Genomic DNA, 24,419 nt, shown 5'->3' on the forward strand with positions numbered 1-24,419 from the left:
GCGGCAATGGCCGCCTTCTTGGGGTCCACCTCTGCGGCGGGTTCGGATGCGGCGGCCGGGGCCTCAACGGCCTGTTCGGTTGTGTTCACAGATGTCTCACCTGCGACCACCGGCCCGTCACCTTGCGCCTGGGCGGCCTTCTTGGCCTTGGCACGTGCCAGGGCGGCGGCGATGGCGGCCTTCTTGGGATCCAGCTCTGCCTTGGGATGTTGCTCCCCAGGTGCCGGGGTGTCAGCCAGCCCATTGCCCTCGCCATTGGCGGCCTTGGCGGCACGACGGGCGATGGCCTCCTGCTTGCGTGCCTCACGGGCGGCAATCATGGCCTCGTTGTCCGGTGCGGGTTCACTCACGGCCACCTGGGCCGTCTCCTGTTTGGCCTTGATGCGGGCCAGGGCGGCGGCGACCGGATCTTCGCCCCCGGCCGTCGTCATGGCCTGGCGACGCTGGGCTGCGGCCTCGGCGTGGCGGGCTTCGCGGGCCGCCTTCTCACGCTCGAAGCGAGCCTGCTTGGCCTCGAAGCGCTGCTTGGCACGTTCGGCCTTCTCGGCCTCGGCACGGGCCTCGCGGATGTCATCCTTGGCGATCTTGTAGTACTGCACCAGGGGGATTTCGCTCGGGCAGACCCAGGCACAGGCGCCGCACTCGATACAGTCAAAGAGGTTGAGCTTCTCGGCCTTGTCGTACTCCTTGACCCGGCTGTACCAGTAAAGCTCCTGGGGCAGCAGGGTGGCGGGGCAGGCATCGGCGCAGGCACTGCAACGGATGCAGGCCTGTTCCGGGCCGGGGGGCGGCAGTTCGGCGCGGGTGGGGGAGAGCAGGCAGTTGGTGGCCTTGACCACGGGGACCATGGCGTGGGGCAGGGTGAAGCCCATCATGGGCCCCCCCATGATCACCCGCTGATCCGCCTCCGGTTGCAGCTCGAAACGCTGGAGCAGCCAGCGTACCGGCGTGCCCAGACGCACCCAGGCATTGCCGGGCTTCTTGAAGGCGTCGCCGGTGAGGGTGACGATGCGCTCGATGAGCGGCTCCCCATCGATGATGGCGCGCTTGATGGCAAAGACGGTGGCGACGTTGAGCACCATGATGCCCATGTCCACCGCCCGGCCTCCCTTGGGCACCTGGCGTCCGGTGAGCAGCTCTATGGTCTGCTTGGCGCCGCCGGAGGGGTACTTGGTCGGTACCGACTTGACCAGCACGTCGGCGTCGCTGGCATGGCGGGTCAGGGCCTCGATGGCCGCCGGTTTGTTGTCTTCCACCCCGATCAAGGTGAGCTTGGGCTTGAGCAGGTGCTTGAGTACCCGGATGCCGTCCATGATCTCGTCGGCGTACTCCTGCATCAGACGGTCATCTGTGGTGATGTAGGGTTCGCACTCCAGCCCGTTGACGATGAGGATCTCGGTGAGCTGGCCACGGCCGTCGAGCTTGCTGTGGGTCGGGAAGACGGCGCCGCCGAGCCCGGCGATGCCGGCCTGCTGGATGCGCTCGAGCAACGCCCCCCGCTCCAGGTTCCAGTAGTCAGGCTGGGGTGTGCGCTCGCCCCAGGCATCGTCTCCGTCCGGGGTGAGGAGGATGCAGAGATCGTCAAGACCGGAGGGGTGCGCCACCGTGTGCTGCTCGATGGCGGTGATGGTGCCCGAGGTGGAAGCGTGCACCGGCACGATGCGTCCCTTGTCAAAACGGGTGAGGGGTTGCCCCTTCTTGACCTTGTCCCCCACCCGCACCAGCAGTTCGCCGGCCGGACCCGCGTGCTGGCGCACCGGAATGATGAGCTGTGGGGGAAGGCCCGCGTCAACGACGGGGGTCAGGCTGGACTGGTGCTTGTTCTCGGGGGGATGGATGCCGCCGTGAAAATCCCACAGAGTGCCGGCTTTGATGCGTTCGAGCAGATGCTGCATGGTTACTCCGCTGTTTATTCCACTATCTTGACCGGAATGGCGACCTTGGCCAGATCCCATTTCCAGTTGTCGACCGTGGTCGGCACCGGGATCATTTCAATACAGTCGGTCGGGCAGGGGTCGACGCAGAGGTCGCACCCGGTGCACTCGGCCGCGATGACGGTATGCATCGCCTTGGTGGCACCCAGGATGGCGTCGACCGGACAGGCCTGGATGCACTTGGTGCAACCGATGCACATGTCTTCGTGAATGAAGGCCACCTTCTTGACGGGGATTGCCGCGTCTTCACCGCCGTCCAGAGACTGGGGCTCGACCCCCATCAGGTCGGCAATCTTGCGCATGGTGGCGTCGCCACCGGGCACGCACTTGTTGATCTTGTCGCCATTGGCCAGGGCTTCGGCGTAGGGTTTGCAGCCCGGGTAACCGCACTGGCCGCACTGGGTCTGGGGCAACAGAGCATCGAGCTGATCGACGATGGGATCGGCCTGCACATGAAACTTGACGGCGGCAAAGCCGAGAATGATGCCGAAGGCCAGGGCAAGCAGGGCCAGCACCAGAATGGCAAAGAGTATGTGAATCATAGCGTTATATCTTGATGAGGCCGGTAAAGCCCATGAAGGCCAGCGACATCAGGCCAGCGGTGACCATGGCGATGGAGACGCCACGAAACGGTGCCGGCACGTCGGCGGCCACCAGCCGCTCACGCATGGCGGCAAACAGGATCAGCACCAGGGAGAAGCCGACGGCGGCCCCGAAGCCGTAGATGATGCTCTGGATGAAGTTGTGGCGCTCGTTGATGCTGAGCAGCGCCACGCCGAGCACGGCACAGTTGGTGGTGATGAGCGGCAGGAAGATGCCGAGCAGGCGATAGAGGGTCGGGCTGCTCTTGCGGATCACCATCTCGGTGAACTGGACCACCACGGCGATCACCAGAATGAAGCCCAGGGTGCGCAGGTAGGCGATCTCCAGCGGGATCAGGATATAGTGCTCCATCAGATAGGAGCAGGCGCTGGCCAGCGTCATGACGAAGGTGGTGGCCAGACCCATGCCGATGGCGGTTTCCAGCTTGCCGGAGACACCCATGAAGGGGCAAAGGCCGAGGAACTTCACCAGCACGAAGTTGTTGATCAGCACGGTGCCGACCAGTAAAAGCAGGTACTCAGTCATTGAAGATGGGTTATCCGGTATGAAGGCGGCCGTATTATCTGATGTTAGGTGCCTTTAGACAACCGCAAGGCCGTATGGTTATTATTCGAATGCCCAATTCATGGAGGCATTGTGCGCCCTTTACCCGTCTTGACGCTGACCCTGGCCATGCTGCTCTGGTCCAGCTCCTTCATCGCCCTCAAACATGTGCTGGAAATCTGGTCCTTCGGTCAGGTGCTCTTCATGCGGATGGGGGGGGCGTCCTGTTGCTGGCTGCTCTGCTACCGCCAGCTTGGCCGCGTCACTTACCAGAAGGGGGATTGGCGCTGGTTGGCCCTGATGGGGGCGCTTGAGCCCTGCCTCTACTTTCTTCTTGAAGTCAACGCCCTGCGTTACACCAGTGCCGGCCAGGCCGGTATGGTCTGTGCCCTGCTTCCCCTGATGGTGGCTCTGGTGGCCTTCGTGCTGCTTGGAGAGCGGGTGAGTCGCCGCCAGCTGCTGGGCTTTGCCATCGCCATCGTTGGCATCGCCCTGCTGGGGTTGGGGGAGGGCGCCGACGAGTTCGCCCCCAACGCCCTGCTCGGCAACAGCCTGGAGATGGGCGCCATGCTCTGCGCCGCCACCTATTCCGTGGTATTCAAAAAGCTCTCCAGCCGCTACGGGGTGATGACACTGACGGCGTTGCAGGCCTTCGTCGGCATGCTCTTCTTCGCGCCCTTTGCCTTCAGTGCGCCCTGGCCCGCGAGCTGGGCCTGGCAGGACATGGGGGTCATCCTCTTCCTCGGCGCCTTCGTGACCCTGGGTGCCTACCTGCTCTACAACTGGTCGGTGACCCAGGTGAAAGTGACCCTGGCGGCTGCCTATGTGAACCTCATACCGGTCTTTACCCTGCTGCTCGCCTATCTGCTGCTGGGAGAGACGCTCACGGCCCTGCAATGGGTGGCCTGTGCCGCCGTGCTGGCCGGCATCGGGGTGGGCCAGCTGCCGTCCGGCAGGAAGCGTGCGCAGGCAGTCGCCACCGGGGGATGAGTCGCCGCCATTGGGCTACAGTCTGGGCAGGGAAACACGCTGTCTAAGAAGGAGCCGACCGATGAGCGACATGCACTTGCTGGCCGCGGCCAAAAGCCTGTTGAGCCATCCCCCCTTTACCCTGGCCGATGCCAGAGCCCTGGAGGCGCTGGAAGAGGAAGCGGTGGGGGAGGAGGGGCTCTGCATCGCCGCGCTATGGGACATCGCCCTCGCGCTGGCGGACGAGGAAGCCAGACACTATCTCCTGGGGGATGGCTGAGCGGGTGTCGGGTGGGCGGACAGCAATGACAACGGGGGGCCTGGGCCCCCCGTTGTCATTGGCAGCTGTCGCTCAGATGGAGAGGCTCTTGACGGTGTCCGACACCGAGTTGGCGTCTTCGATGATCTCCTTGATGACGTCGGCGATGATGGTGGCCTGCTCCTGACCTGCCACCGCCTTGTCGGAGACGACGGAGACAGTCTGGGTGATCTGTGAGGTGATCTCCGAGTTGTGCTTGATGACGGTGACGATCTCGCTGGTGGAGCTGGAAGTGCGCGCCGCCAATTGCCTCACCTCGTCGGCCACGACCGCGAATCCCCGTCCCTGTTCCCCGGCGCGGGCCGCCTCGATGGCCGCGTTGAGGGCCAGCAGGTTGGTCTGATCCGCGATGCCGCTGATGGTGGAGATGATGGATTCGATGCTCCTGGATTGCTGGTTGAGCTGCTCTATCTGTTTGCTGACCGCATTGACCGAGGTGTTGATGTGAGAGGAGGTGTCGAGCACCCTGTCGATGACCTCCCGCCCCCTGGCGGCGCTCGCGACGGTTTCGCTGGCGATGGCACACGCCTTCTGGGCCGCTTCCCGGGTGGAGATGGATTTCTCCACCCGCTCGGTGATGTCGCTCGCCAGCTTGATGATTTTGACCACCTTGCCCTCGTGGTTGAAGATGGGGTTGTAGGTGGCCTCCAGCCATATCTTCTCCCCTCGGTGACCCAGACGCATGAAAAGCCCTGACTTGATGTCACCCGAGCCGAGATCCTGCCAGAAATGGGGGTTGTTCTGGTAGAACTCGGTGTCACAGAAGAGACGATGATGCTTGCCGACCACCTCTTCCAGCCGGTAGCCAAAGCAGTTGAGGAAATTCTGGTTGGCGGTGATGACTGTGCCATCGGGTTGGAAATCGATGACCGCCAGGGACTTGTCCAGGGCTGCCAGCAGGGCCTGGGTGCGCTCCAGGGTGGATTGCTGCTGGGTCACGTCGGAGGCGACCTTGGCGATCCGCACCACCTTGCCGTCGATCACGATGGGGAAATAGGTCGCCTCCAGCCACACGGCCTTGCCGGATTTCGACTGGCGAATGAAGCGGCCGCTGCGGGAGACGCCGTGGCGCAGATCCTGCCACAAGGTCTCGTAATCCCGGGTATTGACGTCGTCGGGGAAGCAGAGGGTGCTGTGATGCTTGCCGATCACCTCGTCACGTTCAAATCCCACGATCTTGAGAAACAGCGCGTTGGCGAAGGTGACCACTCCCGCCGGGGTGAACTGGACGAAGGGGACCTGCAACTGGATAGCCTGTTCAAATGCCCCCAGTTCCACCACCCTTGCCGCTTGCTCACTGGCTTCCTTGCTTGCTTTTTGATTCCAGAACATGACAGCGCTCCTCCATGAGACCCTTGAATGGGATAACGACCAAATATGAGTAAATTAACAATAGCATTGCGTCCTGATGAGTCGTCATCGTACTCAAATTAACTTTTTATTTTTCAATGTTGATAAATAACTTCTTAATTGTAGGGTCTCGTACCAAGGTTATTTATCTCGTGGACCGCTTTGGGCCCCAAGGAATATTGGCATGAAGGCGCCTCTTTTGGCACTGACAATTGTCACGATGCCCCTATATATCGCCCTCATATGAACCCTGTGGCACGTCAGGGATCTCGGTGGGGATAAAGTTGAGTCTTCTGGAACGCGGTGAAATTAGGTGGCTACGGGGATCGGGAAAAAGCCGCTATCTGATCCTCTGGTGTGAGAAATAAACGGCCAAGGGTGTGATGTTCTGGATGTGCGGCATGTGTGAACCCGTGACGACATTGCCGCTTCGGTATATTTTCTGTCCCGAAACAGGGAGTGTTTATTTTGCCTGCAAGGTGGAGAGTTTCTGGTTCAGGGACTCAATCTCTTTCTGATATCGGGTAGTGACCGACTGCATCTCTGCCGAGACATTGCGGGATCTTGCCTTGTTCTCCGTGATCTGGGTCATCTCGTTGTTCATCTTCTGCTTTTTGGCCTCGATCTCGGTGCGCAGCGCCTCGGCCTGGCGTTGTTTCTGGCCGTTCGCCAGGCTCTGCTCTATCTCCCGGGTCTGGTTGGCCGCCTGCTCCACCGCCTCGGGGGAGGGGGTATAGACATTGAGTGCCATGGGTTTGGCATCGCTGCTGCAGGGGATGTCGCTGAAGGTGATCTGCCCATCGCGGGCGCATTGATAGACAGCCGCCTGGACAACGGGGACGTTGGCAAGCCCCAGGCAGGCGAGAGAGATGACCAGCATGCGTGACATAGACTCCTCCTTGAATCCTCTTCCTTGCACACTAGTACATGGCGCAAGGTCAGACAACGGCCCCGTTTCGGGAGCGACATTCCGGTCCTCACGTCGCTTTTCTCTGGTCCATGGCGGGGTAGATCCCCTGCGCAATGGGTGTGCCATGGCGGCACAAAGCGACGGATCCCTGCCTGTTTCCCCGCAGTTCAACACATCAGAGCACCATAACGGGTCGCAATGAGGTATCTTATGCCCCGATTTCATCCATCAAACGGATAAGAGACAACACATGATCATCAAACCCAAGGTTCGCGGCTTTATCTGCACCACCACCCACCCGGTCGGTTGTGAAGCCAATGTTCGTCGCCAGATCGCTTACACCCAAGCCAAGGGCGCCATCGAGAATGGCCCCAAGAAGGTGCTGGTGATCGGCGCTTCCACCGGCTATGGTCTGGCCTCCCGCATTGCCGCAGCCTTCGGCAGCGGAGCTGCCACCATCGGTGTCTTCTTCGAAAAGCCGAGCTCCGAGACCAAGACGGGCTCCGCCGGCTGGTACAACTCCGCCGCCTTCGACAAGGCCGCCAAAGAGGCCGGCCTCTACGCCAAGAGCATCAATGGCGATGCCTTCTCCCACGAGTGCCGTGCCAAGGTGATCGAGCTCATCAAGCAGGATCTGGGTCAAATCGATCTGGTGGTCTATTCCCTGGCCTCTCCGGTGCGCAAGCTGCCGGACACCGGCGAAGTGGTGCGCTCCGCCCTCAAACCCATCGGCGAGGTCTACACCTCCACCGCCATCGACACCAACAAGGATCAGATCATCACCGCCACCGTCGAGCCGGCAAATGAGGAAGAGATCCAGAGCACCATCACCGTCATGGGCGGCCAGGACTGGGAACTGTGGATGGCGGCTCTGCGCGATGCGGGTGTGCTGGCTGACGGCGCCAAGTCCGTGGCCTACTCCTACATCGGTACCGACCTGACCTGGCCAATCTACTGGCATGGTACCCTGGGCCGAGCCAAGGAAGATCTGGACCGCGCCGCCACCGCCATCCGTGGCGATCTGGCTGCCAAGGGGGGGACCGCCCACGTGGCCGTGCTCAAATCCGTGGTGACCCAGGCCTCCTCTGCCATTCCCGTGATGCCGCTCTACATCTCCATGGCCTTCAAGATCATGAAGGAGAAGGGCATTCACGAGGGCTGCATGGAGCAGGTGGACCGCATGATGCGCACCCGCCTGTACGGCGCCGACATGGCGCTGGACGAGCAGGCCCGTATCCGCATGGATGACTGGGAACTGCGTGAAGACGTGCAGCAGACCTGCCGTGATCTCTGGCCCTCCATCACCACCGAGAACCTCTCCGAGCTGACTGACTACACCGGCTACAAGCAGGAGTTCCTGCGCCTGTTCGGTTTCGGCCTGGACGAGGTGGACTACGATGCGGACGTGAATCCGGACGTGCAATTCGACGTGGTCGAGCTGTAAGTCGGTCGTCAGCACAGACAGGGCCCTGCGGGGCCCTGTTTTTTTGCAGCAGACTCAACCTGTTGCCTCAGGTTTATTATCCGCGATCACCTTTTTCCCCGAACAAACCCGCTAGGCTTGCGCTGTCCGGATCACAGACGGCACCGCCGAGGTACGAAAGTCATGACCACATCCCATGAGGCGCCCAAGAAGCGCCAGCTCCCCACGGTTTATACCCTGCTTTTCATCATCATCGCCCTGATGGCGGCCCTCACCTGGGTGCTGCCGGCGGGCAAATACAACTATGTGACGGCCAAGACCCAGCAGCCGGTGGCGGCAGCGGCCGTGGCCGACTACAGCGGTGACGAGCGACTGCTGCCGGTGCCCGGCAGTTACACTGAGCTCCCCTCCCAACCGCAGGGGGTATTCGATGTGCTCAAGGCGCCCATCCAGGGCTTTCACAAGGCGGCGGACGTAGCACTGTTCGTACTCATCATCGGCGGCTTTCTGGCGGTGACCATGCAGAGCGGGGCGCTGGATGCCGGGGTCGGGGCCATAGTGCGTACCTTCGCCGGGCGCGAGCGGCTGCTCATCCCGGTGCTGATCGCCCTGTTCGCCCTGGGTGGCTCCACCTTCGGCATGGCGGAGGAGACGGTGGCCTTCTGGGCACTCATCGTGCCGGTGATGATGGCGGCGGGCTTCGATCGCATGGTGGCGGCCGGGATCATCCTGCTCGGCTCCGGGGTCGGGGTGCTCGCCTCCACCGTCAATCCGTTTGCCACCGGCATCGCCTCCGGTTTCGCGGGTATCCCCATCGGTGAGGGGATAGGGCTACGGGTCATCCAGTGGCTGCTGCTGGTGATCTTCGCCTCCTGGTTCGTGATGCGCTACGCCAGGCAGGTGCAGCAGGACAAATCCCGCTCCGTGCTGGCTGACATCGTTTATGACGACGAGTTCTCCCAGATGAAGAGCGGCAACCTCGCCTTCAGCGGCAAGCAGAAGCTCACCATGCTGGTCTTCTTCGGCACCTTCCTGCTGATGATCTATGCGGTGGTGCCCTGGTCGGATCTGGGCATCGATCTGTTGCCCACCCTGGGCTGGTGGTTCGACGAGCTCTCCACCCTCTTCTTCAGCGCCTCCATCCTGATTGCCCTTATCAACCGGATGCCGGAGTCCAACTATGTGGCGACCTTCCTGAACGGGGCGCGGGATCTCATCGGGGTGGCCCTGGTGGTGGCGGTGGCGCGCGGCATCTATGTGGTGATGGAGCACGGCGTCATCATCGACACCATCTTGCACTGGGCCGAGGGACTGGTGAGCGGGCTGTCTTCGTCGGTCTTCATCCTGATGGCCTATCTGGTGCACATCATCCTGAGCTTCTTCATCCCCTCCACCTCGGGGCTCGCGACCGTCTCCATGCCGCTGATGGGACCGCTGGCGGACTTCTCCGGTATCTCGCGGGATCTGGTGATCACCGCCTATCAGTCCGCCTCCGGCTGGATCAACCTGTTCGCCCCCACCGCCGCCCACTTGGTGGCGGGGCTGGCGCTCGCCAGGATCCCCTACGATCGCTTCGTGCGCTGGGTGCTGCCCTTCATCATCGGGGTGGCTCTCATCACCATGGTGGTACTGGTGGCCGGGGCCCTGCTGCACGGCTGATGGCGCGGATAGAAAACGACAGACAACAAAAAGGCTCCCGCGGGAGCCTTTTTCATGAGCCTTGCTTACTGCTTGTAGCCCTTGAGGAAGCGGGCGAGACGGCCGATGGCCTCTTCCAGCTCCTCTTCCCGGGGCAGGAACACCAGGCGGAAGTGATCCGGCGCCGGCCAGTTGAAGCCGGTGCCCTGCACCAGCAGGAGCTTCTCCTGCTGCAGCAGGTCGAACACCATCTTCTGGTCGTCGCGAATGTCGTACACCTTGGGGTCGAGGCGCGGGAACATGTAGAGCGCCCCCTTGGGTTTGACGCAGGAGACCCCGGGGATCTCGTTCAAAAGCTCCCAGGCCTTGTCCCGCTGGCGACGCAGGCGGCCCCCCGGCAGGATCAGCTCGTTGATGCTCTGGTAGCCCCCAAGGGCGGTCTGGATGGCGTGCTGCATGGGCACGTTGGCACACAGCCGCATGGAGGCCAGCATCTCCAGTCCCTCGATGTAGCCCTTGGCGCGGCCCTTAGGTCCGGTGATGACCATCCAGCCCTGGCGGAAGCCGCAGGCGCGGTAGGCTTTGGAGAGGCCGTTGAAGGTCACCACCATCACATCGTCGCACAGGGTGCAGACGCTGGTGTGGGAGATGTCGTCGTAGAGGATCTTGTCGTAAATTTCGTCGGCGAAGATGATGAGGTTGTGCTGACGGGCGATCTCGATCACTTCAAGCAAAAATTCGCTGCCGTAGACGGCGCCGGTCGGGTTGTTGGGGTTGATCAGCACCAGGCCGCGGGTGCGCGGGGTGATCCGGGCGCGGATGTCGTCGAGATCCGGATACCAGTCAGCCCCTTCGTCACAGCGGTAGTGCACCGCATGGCCGCCGGAGAGGGTGACGGCCGCGGTCCAGAGCGGGTAGTCGGGGGAGGGCACCAGCATCTCGTCGCCGTTGTTGAGCAGCGCCTGCATCGCCATCACGATGAGCTCGCTCGCGCCGTTGCCGATGTAGATGTCGTCGATGTCGACCTTGCGCATCCCTTTTTGCTGGTAGTACTGCATCACCGCCTTGCGGGCCGAGAACAGCCCCTTGGAGTCGCAGTAGCCCTGGCTCTGGGGCATATTGAGGATCACATCCTTGATGATCTCCTCCGGTGCTTCGAAGCCAAACGGGGCCGGATTGCCGATGTTGAGCTTGATGATGCGGTGACCTTCGTCTTCGAGACGGCGAGCTTCTTTGTGCACCGGGCCGCGGATGTCATAGCAGACATCGTCGAGCTTGTGCGACTTGTCGATAGTGAACATGGTGAGCGTGATTCCTTCCCCGTGGGGCGCGTTGGCAGAAAAGCTGTTTTTAGTATCAAATTTCTCTGCCCCTATTCTTCACAGAATTGAATGCTAGAACAATCTAATTTATGGAATAAATCCCTGATATTTACCCCTGAAACAGGGTTGTTGAAATGTTAAATTCAGCATGATCGTTTGCCTCTCTTTGGTAGATCAGTGAAAGATGAGGGGCAGATTCATAAAGCAACATGAGTGTATTGAAATATCTCCCCCATCTGGCACGATTGGCTGGGGTAAAAAAGGCCCCGACCCGTCGATCTGCCAGGGGAGCACGCAGGCACGGGGGCTCATCTTCCCGCTCTCGAGGTTCACTCATGCAGGCACCCGCCACCGGTCGCTACCGCCATTTCAAGGGGGGCTATTACCAGGTTCTGGCCCTGGCTTTGCACACCGAAACCCAGGAGCAGCTGGTGATCTATCAATCCGAACAGGATGGTCAGGTCTATGCCCGCCCCGTCGCCATGTTCATGGAGTGGATTGAACATCAGGGGCAGGTGGTGAGCCGCTTCACGCCGGTGGCCTGAGGCAGACTTGGCGACATGAAAAAAGGCGCCAGAGGCGCCTTTTTTCATGGTGTCGGGGCTTACAGACCCAGATTGGCTCTGGCATAGGCCTCAAAATCGGTGCAGCCGCCGATGTGCTGCTCATCCAGGAAGATCTGCGGCACAGTGGTGACCGGCTTGCCCGCCTTGGCGGCGAGATCGTCCTTGGTCAGCCCGGCCACGTTGATATCCACGTAGCGGAACTCGAAGTCATCGCGCTCCTCGGTCAGTTGCTCGGCAATCTGCTTGGCACGCACGCAATAGGGGCAACCGGGACGACCAAAAATCTCTACAAACATCTTTTCTCTCCATTAAACAAGCCGTTGAAGAAGGCCATTGAGATGAGGCTGGGCACAGCATAGCCGTGGCGCCCTGTCAGTCAAAGCTGAAAATAGCGATGCTTACGTTCGCCATCTCCGATTGCGCCCACTGCTGATGACGGCGCCAGCGTCCCTGTTTCGCCCCAAGGTCGGGGAGTGGAGCCGCCTTGCCGGCAAGGCAGCCCGTCTATCACTGCTCGACGATCTGGATGGGTTGTTGCTGGTAGATGCTCTCCAGCACGCCTTTTTCGAAGACGGTCCAGGGCCAGGGCGCCTTGCTGGCGCGGTAGCGCTCGTGGGTCGCCGGATCCTGGGAGAGACCGCGCTGGAACATCACGAAGGCCTTGCGCTGGCCACCGGCGGTGTCGATGAAGCCGGCGAGGTTCGACGTACCTGTGATGGTACCGGTCTTGGCGTGTACCTTGTTCTTCATCATGGGAGCGGTGACGCTGCGTCGCCAGGCCAGGGTGCCGTCTACCTGGGAGCTTGGCAGCAGCTTGATGAAGTCGAGCTCGGCATCGTTCTTCTGGATGAAGTTAAGCACCGACAACATCTGGCGCGCGCTGATGAGATTGTGGGCGGAGAGGCCGGAGCCGTCGGCCAGGGTGGCGTTGCCAAGGTCAATGCCGTGCTTGGTCAGGATGGCGCGCACCGCCATGGTGCCGCTGCGATAGCTGCCCGGCTTGTTGTAGTAGTGACGCCCCACGGTTTTGAGGAAGGTATCGGCGTAGAGGTTGTCGGACTTTTTCAACATCTTGGCGAGCATCACCGGCAGGGAGACAGAGTAGTGGGTCGCCAGGGTCTGGGCACCGACAGGGGCCTGATGGGTGACCCGCAGCAGGCCGTCGTGGCTGATCCCGGCGCGGTTCATGGCCCAGCGGATGTTGTCCCAGCCCCAGGCCTCCACGTCATGGATGGCAAAGCGCAGCCCTTGTGGCTCCTTGTTCGGGGTGATGCAGCCCTTGAGCTCGTAGAAGTTGCCCTTGGCCATGTCTACTTCCAGAGCGCAGAACTGACGCGCCATGTCGCCATAGCTCATCACCTCCACGTTGTCGGCGCCGATGCCGATGGGCACGCCGGTGGCCACGTTGCCCACCGCAGGCTTGCCAATCTGGGTGGCGGTGATGGTGCCGTAGGCGCAGTTCTTGTCGATGATGACCGAGGAGACGGGAGCGGCGAAGCAGAGGGTCTGATCCCCCCAGGACCAGCCGTTGCCACGCTCATAGCCGTTGTAGGCACCGGTGTTGACATAGACGTTGCCCTGAATGCGGGTGACGCCCAACTGTTTGAACAGGGCAACCAGATCCATGCGCGACAGGGTCGGGTCGCCGACGAAGTTGATCCAGATGTCGCCGTTGATGGTGGTGCCCTGTTTGGCGCCGGGCTGGGCCTGGATGTCGGTGGCGAAGCGGAAGTCGGCACCGAGTTCGAGGCGTGCGGCGAGCGCGGTCAACACCTTCATGGTGGAGGCGGGGGCTATCATGTCATCGGCGTGACGGGCAAATTCCACCCCGTTGTTGCCCTGTACGATGACGGCGTACTGGCCCCCCTTGGGCGGGGTCAGCGGGGCGGCGTGGACCGCCAGAGAAAAGAGAGCACAAAAACCAATCAACAGCCGCTGCATAGGATCCTCTAACTGAACGAAAGGGCGGCATCAGAAACCGCCCCGATAATCAAACCGGGTGACTGCCGGGTATCGCCTGCCATGGGGTCAGGCCGGGGCGTTGGCAGTCCGGTAACGCCCCTCGTAATCGAATATTTTTTCCTTCACCTGCCAGAAGCGTCCCGACTTGCGGGCGATGACGAAATCCGGGTGACGGAACTGGTTTGCCGCGAGCATCACGCTCGCCAGGGTCGTGAATTCGGGCTCCAGGCCCGGGGCGGGCCAATGATGACGCACAAAGCGTTGTTGAAACAAGCGCTGTGCACCCCGGGAGTGAAAGGGGAAGTACTCTGTCAGGGTCAGGCCATCCTCGTCGTGGTAGGTCACCTCCAGCCGCTCCCCCTGCTTGCCGCGCCCGGCACTCAGGGTCAAACCGGCGCAGCGGATCACCATGCAGTCCTTGAGATTGAGGGCCTCCTTGAGCTTGTCGTCAGGGTCCACCAGCAGCTGGTCACAGCGTTGGCAGCGACGGGCGGCGATGTCGTTTTCAGCGCCGCAACCGGGGCAGATCTTGGCGCGAAAGCGGTAGTCGCACTCCTCGCGGTTGCCCTCGTCATCTTCAAACAGTCCCTGACAGCGGCGGCCATAGTGCTCGATCACCTTGCCATCCTCGTCGGTCTTGCCCCAGAAGGTGTTGGCAAAGCCGCAGGCGGGGCAGGGCACCTGAACCGGCTCGGTGCCGGCGTGGGGCCTGGGCTCCCCCACTTCGGGGGCAAACAGGTTGAAGTTGTTGCCTGCGTAGTCGAGCACCAGGCAATCGCTCTTGCCGGGCGAGAGGCGCAGGCCCCGTCCCACAATCTGCTGATAGAGCGACACCGATTCGGTGGGACGCAGCATCACGATAAGGTCGACGTGGGGGGCATCAAAACCGGTGGTGAGCACCGCTACGTTGACCAGAAACTTGAGCTCGCGCGCCTTGAAGGCACTGATTAGAGCGTCGCGCTCCGGTCCCGGTGTCTCGCCGGTGACGAGGGCGGCCTGCTGGTCTCTGGCACCGAGCAGGCCATGAATTTCCCGGGCATGCTCGACGGTGGCGGCGAAAATCATCACCCCCTGCCGGTCGGCCGCATACTCCAGCACCTGGCTCAGGATATGGGGGGTGACCCGCTCCTGGCGCTTGATCTCGCCGTTGAGCTGCGCCTCGCTGAACAGGCCGTTTTCCCGCGGCACCAGCTTGCTGAAGTCGTAATGGACGATGGGGGCGTCCACCAGGCGCGGCGGGGTCAGGTAGCCGTTTTTCACCATGAAGCGCAGGGGCAGTTCGAACACGCAGTCACCGAACAGCCGCTCGCCGTGGCTCTTGACCATGCCGTGGTAGTGGCGCCGGTAGATCCAGCCCAGCCCCAGCCGATAGGGGGTGGCGGTGAGCCCGAGGATCTTGAGGGCCGGATTGGCGGCCTTGAGATGCTCGATCACCTGATGGTATTGGCTGTCGTCATCGAGCGAGACCCGGTGGCACTCATCGATGATGAGCAGCGAAAAAGCCCCGTCGAAGGCATCCAGATTGCGCGCCACCGACTGCACCGAGCCAAACACCACCTGGGCGCTCGCCTCCTTCCGATCCAGCCCGGCGGCGAAGATGTCGGCCCGGAGTCCCCAGGCCTCGTACTTGGCGTGGTTCTGCTCCACCAGCTCCTTGACGTGAGCCAGCACCAGCACCCGGCCACGGGCCTTGCGGGCCAGTTCGGCGATCACCAGGCTTTTGCCGGCCCCGGTGGGCAGCACCACCACGGCGGGATCCGGGTGTTTGCGAAAGTGGCTGATGACGGCGTTGACCGCGTCGGTTTGATAGGGTCTGAGAACGAACATGGGGAACGGCTGTGGCGCAAGGTGGCGCCATTATAGGGATCTTGCGGGGAAAATGCAGCGAGGGAGGCTCGCGCTGACAGGAAGCGGGCCGGCAGGATGCCGGCCCGTGCAGGTCAGGGACCTCAGTGGAAGGGGAACAGGTAGTTGAGCCAGCTACCCATGCGCATCAGGATCTTGCGCATGATGGCCACGTGGTGGAAGTGCTCGGTATAGATGGCGGCCTGACCGCTGGAACCCGCGATCACCTGGTAGTTTGCCCACTCGGGATCGGTGATCTCGAGCACGATGGGCAGGCGACCCGGTACCTGGGCCGAGGTCTGATCGATAAGACCCGCCTGTGCCTGGATATTGCCCGGTGCCATGGCCGGGATAACGGACTGCACCTTGGCCTTGAAGATGCGACCCGGGATGCCGTCGAGCACGACTTCGGCCTCGTCACCCGCCTTGAGCCGCTGCATGCTGTTCTGCCAGAACCAGCCGACATAGGCATTGGCATCTTCATGAATGAAGGTCATCACGGGGCGGAACATGAAGGGGGCGGCAATCATGCCCGGGCGCAATGCCAGTTGTACGACATGACCGTCACTCGGGGCGTAGACCACGGTCTGCTCCAGATCGTACTTGGCGATGTTGAGCTGGGCACTCAGGTCATTGAGGGTCGCTTTCTGCTGATCTATCTGGGCGACGATGTCATCCACGTTGGCCTGGGTGACGTCGAGGTCGCGCTGTTTGCCGATGCCCCGTCGCATCAGCTCCTGGGCGCGATCCCTGTCCAGGCTGGCGGAGCGCAGGCGGGCGTCCAGAGCCTTCAGAAAATCGGTGTTGGAGGCGAGGCGCGCCGTCAGGCTGGCGACCTTCTCCTGGAAGGGCTCAGCGTCGATGCGAAACAGCACATCCCCTTTCTTGACCGGCTGGTTGGGCTTGACCGGGACGTCGGTGACTCGTCCCTTGACCAGGGGCACGACCGGGGTGGAGACATAATAGTTGCGAGCCAGCTCGGAATAGGGGTGGTTGTAGTTCATCAGCATGATGAGTGTGCCGATGATGATGACGCCACCCAGCACGGCGGTCGGCACGGTCCACTTGTTGAGCGGGATCTTGAAGATCTTGAAAATACCTATGCAGAGGGCTGTATAGGTGAGAATAAGTAGCAGGTCCATGGGGCGTTACCTATTTGTCGGTCTGTTCGAGCGTGGTCATGCGAGCCTGCAGTGCGGCCAGCTCCTCTTTGAGTGCGCTGATCTCTGTTTCGTCATGTTGTAGGCGTTGCGAGAAGCCCCAGCCGCGATCGGGGCGATAAATCGTGGCCCAGATCCAGAGGAAGGGCCAGAGCACGTGCAGGGTGAACAGGCTGACCCAGCCTGCCACGTGAATGGCGTCCTGGTGGGGGTGATTACGGTGCTTGGCAATTTCATATGGAATATCGTGAATGACGATAATGCCATAGAACATGACCAAGACGACAAACACCAGGATCCCCAGGGCAATGTAGTCAAGTACCATCGATTTCTCCCGTCTGAGTCGCTAACAATGCTTCGATTGTCGAGTCGAGGCTTCGGCAATAATGACAGCATATGCCGTCGGTGCAAGTCTGCAATCGGAGAGTTGGTGTGGCGGTACAGGCATGGTTCATCGGTTGCTCATTTAACACACAAAATTGATTTGGTTAGATAAAATCAAACAGCAATGGATGCCCGGGCAAGGTGAGAGGTGAACCTGATGAACGAATGGTGCAGTGGCAAAGGATGGCGGCTTGGCCTGTTGCTGATCTGCCTGTTGTGGTCCCGCCTCGGCTGGACCGCCGAACCCAGGATGGAGCCCAATGAGCAGGAGCGGGCACAGACCCTGGTCCTGCTTCATGAACCCATCGTCATGCTGACGGCTAAATATGGCAACCTGGATGGGGCGGCCAGGGTACGGCTGGCCCATGAGCGAGTTCAGCGGATGGAGCCAAGCGACCTCATGACGCCTGTGGCCGTGACGAAAGGCAGCCGGCACGGCCAGGAGAGCCGGGAGTTTCTGGTCAATGGCAAGCGCATCCTGGTGTTGCTGGAAGGGGACCTGGATGAATTCGACGAACTGACCCTGGATCAGGCGGCCGAACACGTCCTGCATCGGCTCGACGGCGTGCGCATCAAGTATCTCGAGCTGCACTCGACCCCCTATTTGGTCAAGGCCGTCGGTTTGGCGGTGGTGGCCAGCCTGATCTTCTTCGGCCTCATCTGGCTGTTGCAGCGGGGCCATCGGCGAATCAGAAAGTGGCTGGCCAACCGCCTGCTGCTGCAGAAGGGGCTGATCCCCCACTCCTGGCGTCAGGTCACCGGGAATGTCGAGGTCCGCTTGCTCGGCCTCATCACTCTGCTGCTCATCTTCATGCTCACCTATGGCTGGCTGACCTATGTGCTCGGCCTGTTCCCCCAGACCCGGGCCTGGAGCGATCGGCTTGGGGAATCTCTGTTTGCCCTGTGTGGCGACATGCTGGAGGGCATGATTGCCGCCATGCCCGGTCTGGTAACCGTACTGCTTATCGTGGTCATCACCCGTTTCTTCATCAAGATGCTGGCCATCCTCTTCGACCGTATCGAGCGTGGCCAGTTTCGGGTGCAGGGGTTGCACGCCGAAACCATAGGCGCCACCCGGCGGCTGCTGTCAGTGGTGATCTGGCTGTTTGCCCTGACCGTGGCCTACCCCTATCTGCCGGGGGCGGATTCCGATGCCTTCAAGGGGATCAGCGTCTTCTTCGGTCTGATGGTGACACTGGGATCGGCCGGTATCATGAACCATGCCATGAGCGGCCTGGTGCTCATTTACTCCCGCGCACTGCGGCCAGGGGATCTGGTGCAGATCGGCGAGGTGGAGGGGATGGTGAGCGAGCTCAACGCCCTCTCGACCAAGCTGGTGACGCGCCAGGATCACGAGGTCACGCTGCCCAATGCAGTGGTGGTGGGGGTCAAGGTGGTGAACCTGACACGGCTGGCGGGCGAGAAGGGGGTGGCCCTGCTGACCAAGGTGACCATCGGTTATGACACCCCCTGGCGTCAGGTACATGCCATGCTGGAGCTGGCCGCGCGGCGTTGCACCCGGCTCAATCAGGATGAAGCTCCCTTGGTGCGGCAGTTGAATCTGCAGGATTGGTATGTGGAGTACGAGTTGCAGGTAAGAATGAAGGCAAGCGAACTCCCTGCAGTGGTCAAGACGGAGCTCCATGGCCATATTCAGGATGTCTTCAACGAGTTCGGGGTGCAGATCATGTCCCCCAACTTCATTGCCCAGCCGGAGCAGGCTGTGCTGGTGGCCAGGGAGCAGTGGTATCAGGCGCCGGCCCGGGCGCCCGATCCCGCCGAGCCCCCCGCCAGGGAGTGACCACAAAAAGCAGAGGCCCGGCAGCAATGCCGGGCCTCTTGTCATGAAGAGAAGCTGACGCCTCAGCTCTCCTTGGCCTCTCTCAGTTGGGAGGGCCTGAATTTCACCAGGAAGGCGAGGGTGATGAGGGCGGTGCTCACCAGACCGATGATGGTGGAAACATTCATCTCGAGGCCGAAACCGATGGGGGCGTTGGCCAGGTAGGTGATGACCACTGCGGTCATGAAGATGGCGGGAATGGTGCATACCCAGTGCAGCTTGCCTTCCTTGATGAGGTAGGCGGCCGCAGCCCACAGCATGATGACGGCGGTGGTCTGGTTGGCCCAGCCGAAGTAGCGCCAGATCACCCCGAACTCGGCCTTGGAGATGATGAAGCCAAGGATGAACATGGGGATGGCGATGAGCAGACGCTTGGCCATGGGCTTCTGGGTCAGGTTCAGGAAGTCCGCCACGATGAGGCGGGCGCTGCGAAATGCGGTGTCACCGGAGGTGATGGGCAGGATCACCACGCCGAGGATCGCCAGGATGCCGCCCACGGTACCGAGCAGGCTGGTGGAGACTTCGTGCACCACGGCAGAGGGGCCGCCGCTGGCCAGGGTGGCGTTGAGTGCCTCGGTGCTGTCGTAGAAGGAGAGACCCAGGGTGCACCAGATGAGGGCGATGATCCCTTCCCCTATCATGGCGCCGTAGAAGATGAAGCGACCGGAGCTCTCGTTCTGCATGCAGCGCGCCATCAGCGGAGACTGGGTGGCGTGGAAACCGGAGACGGCACCACAGGCGATGGTGATAAACAGCAGCGGCCAGAGCGGCAGATCCGTCGGGTGCAGGTTGGAGAAGTCCATCCCGGTGTTGTAGAAGCCCTTGCCGGAGACGATGAGGCCGATGATGAGGCCGACGGACATGAAGACCAGCAGCGCGCCGAAGATGGGGTAGAAGCGGCCGATGATCTTGTCGATGGGGACGATGGTCGCGAGGATGTAGTAGGCGAAGATGGCCGCAATCCAGTAGACCAGATCGGTGGAGGTGAGGTTGGCGAGCAGGCCCGCCGGGCTCAGGACGAAGACCACGCCCACCAGCATCAGGAGCACCACGGCAAAGAGGTTCATGAAGTGCTTGGCGGCGGTGCCCAGGTGCTCACCGACCACGGTCGGCACCGAGGCGCCCCTGGCGCGTACCGACAGCATGCCGGAGAAGTAGTCGTGGACCGCACCGGCGAAGATGCAGCCAAAGACGATCCAGAGCATGGCGACCGGACCATAGAGGGCACCCAGGATGGGGCCGAAGATGGGGCCGACGCCGGCGATGTTGAGCAGTTGAACCAGGTAGACCTTCTTGTCCGACATGGGGACATAGTCCACCCCGTCCGCCATGGTGATGGCGGGGGTCTTCAACTCGGGTTTGGGCCCGAATATCCGTTCGATGAATTTGCCGTATATGAAGTAGCCGGCTATCAACAAGCCGACACAGAGGAAGAACCAGATCATTGCTACGCTCCTGCTTTGTTATTTTTTGGTGTGCGCAGCCAGTGTAGGGGGGGACTTCTGTTAACGGCAGGTGAAAGAGGGTGAGCGGCGACATGGCGGCCCGAGCGGTTGCCCGCTGTGATCCGGCGCACATCGCTCCCCGTTTTATTCCAGTCCCAGCTCGTCTTTGAGCTCCTTGAGGTAGCGGCGGCTGACCGGTACCCGGGCCCCGCTCGGGGTCACGATCTCCGCCAGCTGATTCTCCAGCAACCGGATTTCGAAGATGGCGGCCGGGGCCACCAGATACTGGCGGTGACAGCGCAGCAGCGGGGTCTTCTCCTCGAGGGACTTGAGGGTGAGCTGGGTGTGAAACAGCTCGCCCTGGCAGGCGACATGGACGCCGCCGAGATCGGAGAAGGCGTACTCCACCTGGAAGATTGGGAGCAGCCGCACCCGGTTGTGCAGGTATCCGGGGATATGGTGGATGGTCGGGGCCAGGGTCCCGACCGGTTGCGGGGTGATGTCCTGCCTGAGCCGCGCCAGGGTCTTGGCGAGGCGCGCCGGCTCCACAGGCTTGAGCAGGTAGTCGAAGGCGTTCTCCTCGAACGCCTGGATGGCGTAGTCGTCGAACGCGGTGACAAAGACGATGCGGGGCAGGGGATCGAGCATGGCCACCAACTCCATGCCGCTGAGCTTGGGCATCTGGATATCGAGAAACACCACATCCGGCTTGAGTTGCTGGATGAGGCCGAGCGCCTCGATGGCGTTGCCCGCCATGCCCAGGATCTCGATGTCGGGATCGCTGGCCAGCAGCTCTGCCAGCTCTTCGCGGGCATAGGGCTCGTCATCGACGATCAGGGTGCGGATCATGTCATCTCCTTGGCGGTGGTGCGGGGTTGTCGTGGGAGCGTCAGGGAGACCCGGGTCCATTGCTCCGGCTCCCACTGGACGTCAATGCCATAGCGCTCGCCAAAGGCGCTCTTGAGGCGCTTGTCCACCAGGCTCATCCCCAGACCATCCCCCTGGCCGGATGGCTGCCAGGCCCCGGCGTTGTCTTCGACGCAAAGGGTGATCGCCTCGGGGGTCTCCCTCGCGAAGAGGCGAAGTCGCCCCTCTCCCAGCAGGGAGCAGATGCCGTGCTTGATGGCATTCTCGATGAGGGGCTGCAGGGTGAAGCTCGGCAGTTGCACCTCGGCAAGGTGGGGCGGGATCTCGTTGATGACGGTGAGCCGCTCGCCAAAGCGGGCCTGCTCTATCTCCAGGTAGGAGAGGCAGTGCTCCTGCTCTTCCCGCAGCGTGGTCAGGCCGCTCTGGCGCTTGAGGTTGTTGCGAAAGAAACGGGAGAGGTGCAGCAGCAGTTCCCGTGCCCGTCCCGGATCGCGGCGGGTAATGGCGCTGATGGTGTTGAGGGTGTTGAACAGGAAGTGGGGGTTTATCTGTGCCTGCACCAGCTTGAGCTCGGATTGCACCAGCAGGCGCTGCTGCTGCTCCAGGCGGCCTGCCAGCAGTTGCTGGGACAACAGGTTGGCGATCCCTTCTCCCAGGGTGTGATTGATCTTGAGGAAGAGCCGCTTCTTGGGCTCATAGAGTTTGATGGTGCCGATCACCCCCTCGTCACCCTGCAGGGGGATCACCAGCACGGAGCCGAGCTGGCACTGGGGGGAGATGCTGCAACGATAGGGCTGGCTGTTGCCATCGGCGAACAGCACCTTGTTCTGGGCGATGGCTTGCAGGGTGATCGCCGAGGTGATGGGGGTGCCCGGCTTGTGGTGATCTTCTCCGGTGCCGATGAAGGCGAGGATCTTGTCGGTGTCCGTGATGGCGACGGCGCCGACGCCGGTCTCTTCCTGAACGATATGGGCTATCTTGCCGCTGGCCTCCGGAGTGAACCCCTGGCTCATGATGCCGACGGTGCGGTTGGCGATGGTGAGCGCCTTGGCGGAGAAGACCCGGGAGAACTTTTCGTACATCCGCTGCTGGTCGCGGATCATGCTGATGAAGAGCGCCGCCCCGCAGGAGTTGGCGAGGATCATGGGGGTGGCGATGGTGCGCACCAGCAGCAGGGACTTGTCGAAGGGGGTGGCGACCAGCAGGATGATCACCATCTGCATGATCTCGGCCACGAAGGTGGTAAAGAAGGCGACCCTGGGCGCAAAGAGGTCATTGACCCTGCCTGCCCGCATCAGCCGCCAGTGCACCAGCCCCCCCAGCAAGCCTTCGCAGGTGGTGGAGATGGCGCAGGCGAGATCGGTGAACCCCCCCAGGGTATAGCGGTGCAGGCCGCCGGTCAGCCCCACCAGGAATCCAACCAGAGGACCACCCAGCAGTCCCCCCAGTACGGCACCGACCGCCCGGGTGTTGGCGATGGCGTCATCGATGTCGAGGCCCACATAGGTTCCCAGTATGCAAAAGCAGGAGAAGATGACATAGATGAGCACCTTGTGGGGCAGCCTGACGGAGTAGTTGGCCAGGGGACGCAACAGGGGGCTTTTGGAAAAAAGGTAGGCGATGACCAGGCTGACGCTCATCTGCTGGAGCAGAGAGAGGACTAGTTGCATAAAAAAGCTTCCTCAAACACCACGCCGGAGCCGGGCGTTGTCATGACGCAGGATGAGCCTGAGCCCGTCTTGATGCGGGCTGCGGGCTGAACGCTGCGGCAGTTTGCCAGAATGGAAAAATAAAACCATATAAAATCAGCATGTTAAATTGATATTTGTGTAACCTGCGCCCGCTTGATATTGCTGATGCGAGCATGAAGGTATCCACCGGATACGCCACACGGAGGTGGCATGCTCCGCCCGGCCATCGGCTGGGCGTTTTTTATCCAGCTCCAATGGTGGACGATTTCGAGGGGACCTGAGCAATTATTCAGGTTTGTCCAATGAGTTATCCCCAGCTTCTGGGGATAACTCAGAAGGCGAAATAGTAACAGACCCGCCGACCCAGACCGAAAAAGGCGCGTTGCGCGTCGTCCAGCTCTTCCTGTCTGAGGGTGGCGACGATGCTTCGCGCATCTTCCCGCAGATCGATCATGGCCACCCCTTCCGGTCGCTGCCCCTTGAGGTAGGGCAGCACCTTGGGTCTGAGGGGCATGCTGGGCTCGGTGGAGAGCACCAGGGCCAGGGCATCGTCATCCAGGCGCACCAGGGAACCCGGTGGATAGACCCCCAGCACCTTTATCAGCAACCTGACCTGGGTTTGCTCGAACTTCTTCTGGGAGAGCTTGTAGAGCTGGCCGATCACCTGGCTGGGCCCCGGCGGGTTGAGGCCGCTGCGCGGGTGAAGCAGCTCGTCATAGTGATCCACCAGCCCGATGAGGCGGGCGAGGGGGGGGATCTTGTCGCCCTTGATCCCGAGGGGAAAACCGCTGCCATCGAGGCGTTCGTGATGCAGGTAGGCCACCTCGCGGATCCTGGGTTCGAAAGCCTGCAACTGGTTGAGCATCTCCAGTCCGTACTGGGGGTGCATGTTGAGGAAATTCTGCTCCGCCTTGCTGAGCTCCCCCCGCTTCTGGATGATCTGGCTCGGGATCCTGAGCTCGCCGATGTCGTGGATCAGGCCCGCCAGACCGGTCTCCTCGATCTCGACGGGATTCATGCCAAGCTCCCGTGCCATCAGCATGGTGATAAAGGCCACGCTCAGGCTGTGTTGCAGCAGGGTATCCGTGTTCTGGCTGCGGATGAGGTGCAGACCGAGCGGCCCCTGGTGTTCTGCCAGACGGGCGGCGGTGCTGCGCACTATCTGCGCAGTATTGGCCAGGCCTTCGTCCGGTTTGAGGTTGAGGGCGCCAAGGGCGTCGCGAAGATCTGACAGGGATTGACCGAACGCCTTGTCCGCGATGCGAAGGGAGCGCCTGAACGCCTTTTCGTCGAAGGTGGGGCCCTCAGAAGAGGGGGCGGTATCCCCGGTGTCGCTCATCTCAAGAGAGGGAACGGGTTCGGCCCGCAGCAGGGGCTCGACCGGCAGATCGCTCTTGTCGGGATCCACCATCAGCAGGGTCAGGTCGAGGTGGCGGATGATGTCGAGCTGCTGCTGGTCCTTGATTTTGAAGGCGTTGAACATGAAAGGGTGGCTCGTCCATCCCGTGGGAAGATGGATGTAGTGGCCGACTCTCAACTGCTCGATGGAGGCCTGTATCAGCGCCATGGACTAGCTCTTCTGTCGAATTTGCCTATCAACAAGCTAGCAAAATTAAACAGATAGACAAACAAAAAAGCCCGCGCATGT

At 61.6% G+C, this 24,419-nt stretch carries 21 protein-coding genes and 1 pseudogene; 6 read left to right on the forward strand and 16 right to left on the reverse strand.

All coding sequences use genetic code 11. The annotated features are described in order from the left end of the window. From rsxC to rsxA, 3 genes are all read right to left on the reverse strand, one after another. Positions 1-1,895: electron transport complex subunit RsxC (rsxC, locus tag BGO64_RS11300; protein WP_286700681.1), on the reverse strand; the 1,895-nt coding region annotated here is incomplete at its 3' end. A gap of 14 nt (positions 1,896-1,909) precedes the next feature. Further along, positions 1,910-2,476, reverse strand: coding sequence for an electron transport complex subunit RsxB (rsxB, locus tag BGO64_RS11305; protein WP_042017194.1), 567 nt, complete (start codon positions 2,474-2,476; stop codon positions 1,910-1,912). Between the two features lie 4 nt (positions 2,477-2,480). Then, positions 2,481-3,062, reverse strand: coding sequence for an electron transport complex subunit RsxA (gene rsxA / locus BGO64_RS11310; RefSeq protein ID WP_039038677.1), 582 nt, complete (start codon positions 3,060-3,062; stop codon positions 2,481-2,483). Between the two features lie 111 nt (positions 3,063-3,173). Between rsxA and BGO64_RS11315 the strand changes: the two genes are divergently transcribed. Then, positions 3,174-4,070, forward strand: a complete 897-nt coding sequence (locus tag BGO64_RS11315) for a DMT family transporter (protein ID WP_286700682.1) — start codon at positions 3,174-3,176, stop codon at positions 4,068-4,070. A gap of 61 nt (positions 4,071-4,131) precedes the next feature. After that, the gene (locus BGO64_RS11320; protein WP_039038678.1) at positions 4,132-4,329 is read left to right on the forward strand and encodes a hypothetical protein; all 198 of its coding nucleotides are present in this window, start codon (positions 4,132-4,134) and stop codon (positions 4,327-4,329) included. A 72-nt stretch (positions 4,330-4,401) separates the two neighbouring features. Here BGO64_RS11320 and BGO64_RS11325 read toward each other — a convergent pair whose 3' ends face one another. The 3 genes and pseudogenes from BGO64_RS11325 to BGO64_RS11335 all read right to left on the reverse strand — a co-directional run bounded on the left by BGO64_RS11325 (position 4,402) and on the right by BGO64_RS11335 (position 6,607). Continuing rightward, positions 4,402-4,935: a methyl-accepting chemotaxis protein gene (locus BGO64_RS11325; RefSeq protein WP_257978395.1), complete on the reverse strand. Its 534-nt coding sequence runs from the start codon at positions 4,933-4,935 to the stop codon at positions 4,402-4,404. Positions 4,936-4,941: 6 nt separating this feature from the next. Next, positions 4,942-5,700, reverse strand: a pseudogene (locus BGO64_RS11330) (PAS domain-containing protein); the annotation flags it as partial. Positions 5,701-6,181: 481 nt separating this feature from the next. Continuing rightward, positions 6,182-6,607: a DUF4124 domain-containing protein gene (locus BGO64_RS11335; RefSeq protein WP_201894808.1), complete on the reverse strand. Its 426-nt coding sequence runs from the start codon at positions 6,605-6,607 to the stop codon at positions 6,182-6,184. 271 nt (positions 6,608-6,878) lie between these two features. Between BGO64_RS11335 and fabV the strand changes: the two genes are divergently transcribed. Both fabV and BGO64_RS11345 read left to right on the forward strand, forming a co-directional pair. Continuing rightward, positions 6,879-8,072 carry an enoyl-ACP reductase FabV gene (gene fabV / locus BGO64_RS11340; RefSeq protein WP_041212832.1) on the forward strand — a complete coding sequence of 398 codons (1,194 nt, stop codon included), beginning with the start codon at positions 6,879-6,881 and terminating at the stop codon, positions 8,070-8,072. 162 nt (positions 8,073-8,234) lie between these two features. Further along, on the forward strand, positions 8,235-9,710 hold the full coding sequence (locus tag BGO64_RS11345) for a YfcC family protein (protein ID WP_109113039.1): 1,476 nt from the start codon (positions 8,235-8,237) through the stop codon (positions 9,708-9,710). Positions 9,711-9,775: 65 nt separating this feature from the next. Here the strand turns inward: BGO64_RS11345 and BGO64_RS11350 are convergent, their stop codons facing one another. Continuing rightward, positions 9,776-10,990, reverse strand: coding sequence for a pyridoxal phosphate-dependent aminotransferase (locus BGO64_RS11350; RefSeq protein ID WP_005302243.1), 1,215 nt, complete (start codon positions 10,988-10,990; stop codon positions 9,776-9,778). A 356-nt stretch (positions 10,991-11,346) separates the two neighbouring features. Between BGO64_RS11350 and BGO64_RS11355 the strand changes: the two genes are divergently transcribed. Next, a complete protein-coding gene (locus tag BGO64_RS11355) occupies positions 11,347-11,556 on the forward strand; it encodes a DUF1653 domain-containing protein (RefSeq protein WP_010674028.1) in 210 nt (69 codons plus the stop codon). Between the two features lie 59 nt (positions 11,557-11,615). Here the strand turns inward: BGO64_RS11355 and BGO64_RS11360 are convergent, their stop codons facing one another. The 5 genes from BGO64_RS11360 to BGO64_RS11380 all read right to left on the reverse strand — a co-directional run bounded on the left by BGO64_RS11360 (position 11,616) and on the right by BGO64_RS11380 (position 16,869). After that, complete coding sequence (locus tag BGO64_RS11360) at positions 11,616-11,873, reverse strand: GrxA family glutaredoxin (protein ID WP_010674029.1); 258 nt, start codon at positions 11,871-11,873, stop codon at positions 11,616-11,618. A gap of 211 nt (positions 11,874-12,084) precedes the next feature. After that, positions 12,085-13,518: a D-alanyl-D-alanine carboxypeptidase/D-alanyl-D-alanine endopeptidase gene (gene dacB, locus BGO64_RS11365; protein WP_042017206.1), complete on the reverse strand. Its 1,434-nt coding sequence runs from the start codon at positions 13,516-13,518 to the stop codon at positions 12,085-12,087. An 87-nt stretch (positions 13,519-13,605) separates the two neighbouring features. After that, on the reverse strand, positions 13,606-15,366 hold the full coding sequence (gene radD, locus BGO64_RS11370) for a DNA repair helicase RadD (protein ID WP_286700683.1): 1,761 nt from the start codon (positions 15,364-15,366) through the stop codon (positions 13,606-13,608). A gap of 122 nt (positions 15,367-15,488) precedes the next feature. Beyond that, the gene (locus tag BGO64_RS11375; RefSeq protein WP_039038992.1) at positions 15,489-16,526 is read right to left on the reverse strand and encodes an HlyD family secretion protein; all 1,038 of its coding nucleotides are present in this window, start codon (positions 16,524-16,526) and stop codon (positions 15,489-15,491) included. Between the two features lie 10 nt (positions 16,527-16,536). Continuing rightward, positions 16,537-16,869, reverse strand: coding sequence for a DUF3302 domain-containing protein (locus tag BGO64_RS11380; protein WP_039038991.1), 333 nt, complete (start codon positions 16,867-16,869; stop codon positions 16,537-16,539). Between the two features lie 216 nt (positions 16,870-17,085). Here BGO64_RS11380 and BGO64_RS11385 point away from each other — a divergent pair, with 216 nt between their 5' ends. Continuing rightward, positions 17,086-18,729 (forward strand): mechanosensitive ion channel family protein, encoded by a 1,644-nt coding sequence (locus BGO64_RS11385; RefSeq protein ID WP_286700684.1) that lies wholly within the window; start codon positions 17,086-17,088, stop codon positions 18,727-18,729. 62 nt (positions 18,730-18,791) lie between these two features. Here BGO64_RS11385 and BGO64_RS11390 read toward each other — a convergent pair whose 3' ends face one another. From BGO64_RS11390 to BGO64_RS11405, 4 genes are all read right to left on the reverse strand, one after another. Continuing rightward, entirely contained in the window at positions 18,792-20,213 is a 1,422-nt protein-coding gene (locus tag BGO64_RS11390) for a carbon starvation CstA family protein (RefSeq protein ID WP_010674323.1), read from the reverse strand. Between the two features lie 144 nt (positions 20,214-20,357). Beyond that, complete coding sequence (gene btsR / locus BGO64_RS11395; RefSeq protein WP_286700685.1) at positions 20,358-21,062, reverse strand: two-component system response regulator BtsR; 705 nt, start codon at positions 21,060-21,062, stop codon at positions 20,358-20,360. Further along, positions 21,059-22,750, reverse strand: coding sequence for a sensor histidine kinase (locus tag BGO64_RS11400; protein WP_041212838.1), 1,692 nt, complete (start codon positions 22,748-22,750; stop codon positions 21,059-21,061). Before BGO64_RS11400 ends, btsR begins: the two co-directional genes overlap by 4 nt. A gap of 352 nt (positions 22,751-23,102) precedes the next feature. Next, complete coding sequence (locus BGO64_RS11405; RefSeq protein ID WP_286700686.1) at positions 23,103-24,338, reverse strand: cyclic di-GMP phosphodiesterase; 1,236 nt, start codon at positions 24,336-24,338, stop codon at positions 23,103-23,105. Between the last annotated feature and the right edge of the window lie 81 nt (positions 24,339-24,419).

The organism is Aeromonas sp. 62-46 (assembly GCF_001898585.1).
Classification (GTDB): Bacteria; Pseudomonadota; Gammaproteobacteria; order Enterobacterales; family Aeromonadaceae; genus Aeromonas; species Aeromonas caviae.

What these genes read in the sequence shown, in the direction of transcription:
- radD (WP_286700683.1), bottom strand. Translation starts at nt 15,366, where the DNA reads ATGTTCGTTCTCAGACCCTATCAAACCGACGCGGTCAACGCCGTCATC.
- btsR (WP_286700685.1), bottom strand. Translation starts at nt 21,062, where the DNA reads ATGATCCGCACCCTGATCGTCGATGACGAGCCCTATGCCCGCGAAGAG.
- BGO64_RS11360 (WP_010674029.1), bottom strand. Translation starts at nt 11,873, where the DNA reads ATGTTTGTAGAGATTTTTGGTCGTCCCGGTTGCCCCTATTGCGTGCGT.
- BGO64_RS11335 (WP_201894808.1), bottom strand. Translation starts at nt 6,607, where the DNA reads ATGTCACGCATGCTGGTCATCTCTCTCGCCTGCCTGGGGCTTGCCAAC.
- BGO64_RS11375 (WP_039038992.1), bottom strand. Translation starts at nt 16,526, where the DNA reads ATGGACCTGCTACTTATTCTCACCTATACAGCCCTCTGCATAGGTATT.
- rsxA (WP_039038677.1), bottom strand. Translation starts at nt 3,062, where the DNA reads ATGACTGAGTACCTGCTTTTACTGGTCGGCACCGTGCTGATCAACAAC.
- BGO64_RS11350 (WP_005302243.1), bottom strand. Translation starts at nt 10,990, where the DNA reads ATGTTCACTATCGACAAGTCGCACAAGCTCGACGATGTCTGCTATGAC.
- BGO64_RS11380 (WP_039038991.1), bottom strand. Translation starts at nt 16,869, where the DNA reads ATGGTACTTGACTACATTGCCCTGGGGATCCTGGTGTTTGTCGTCTTG.
- BGO64_RS11355 (WP_010674028.1), top strand. Translation starts at nt 11,347, where the DNA reads ATGCAGGCACCCGCCACCGGTCGCTACCGCCATTTCAAGGGGGGCTAT.
- BGO64_RS11320 (WP_039038678.1), top strand. Translation starts at nt 4,132, where the DNA reads ATGAGCGACATGCACTTGCTGGCCGCGGCCAAAAGCCTGTTGAGCCAT.
- rsxB (WP_042017194.1), bottom strand. Translation starts at nt 2,476, where the DNA reads ATGATTCACATACTCTTTGCCATTCTGGTGCTGGCCCTGCTTGCCCTG.
- BGO64_RS11345 (WP_109113039.1), top strand. Translation starts at nt 8,235, where the DNA reads ATGACCACATCCCATGAGGCGCCCAAGAAGCGCCAGCTCCCCACGGTT.
- fabV (WP_041212832.1), top strand. Translation starts at nt 6,879, where the DNA reads ATGATCATCAAACCCAAGGTTCGCGGCTTTATCTGCACCACCACCCAC.
- BGO64_RS11400 (WP_041212838.1), bottom strand. Translation starts at nt 22,750, where the DNA reads ATGCAACTAGTCCTCTCTCTGCTCCAGCAGATGAGCGTCAGCCTGGTC.
- dacB (WP_042017206.1), bottom strand. Translation starts at nt 13,518, where the DNA reads ATGCAGCGGCTGTTGATTGGTTTTTGTGCTCTCTTTTCTCTGGCGGTC.
- BGO64_RS11385 (WP_286700684.1), top strand. Translation starts at nt 17,086, where the DNA reads ATGAACGAATGGTGCAGTGGCAAAGGATGGCGGCTTGGCCTGTTGCTG.
- BGO64_RS11390 (WP_010674323.1), bottom strand. Translation starts at nt 20,213, where the DNA reads ATGATCTGGTTCTTCCTCTGTGTCGGCTTGTTGATAGCCGGCTACTTC.
- BGO64_RS11405 (WP_286700686.1), bottom strand. Translation starts at nt 24,338, where the DNA reads ATGGCGCTGATACAGGCCTCCATCGAGCAGTTGAGAGTCGGCCACTAC.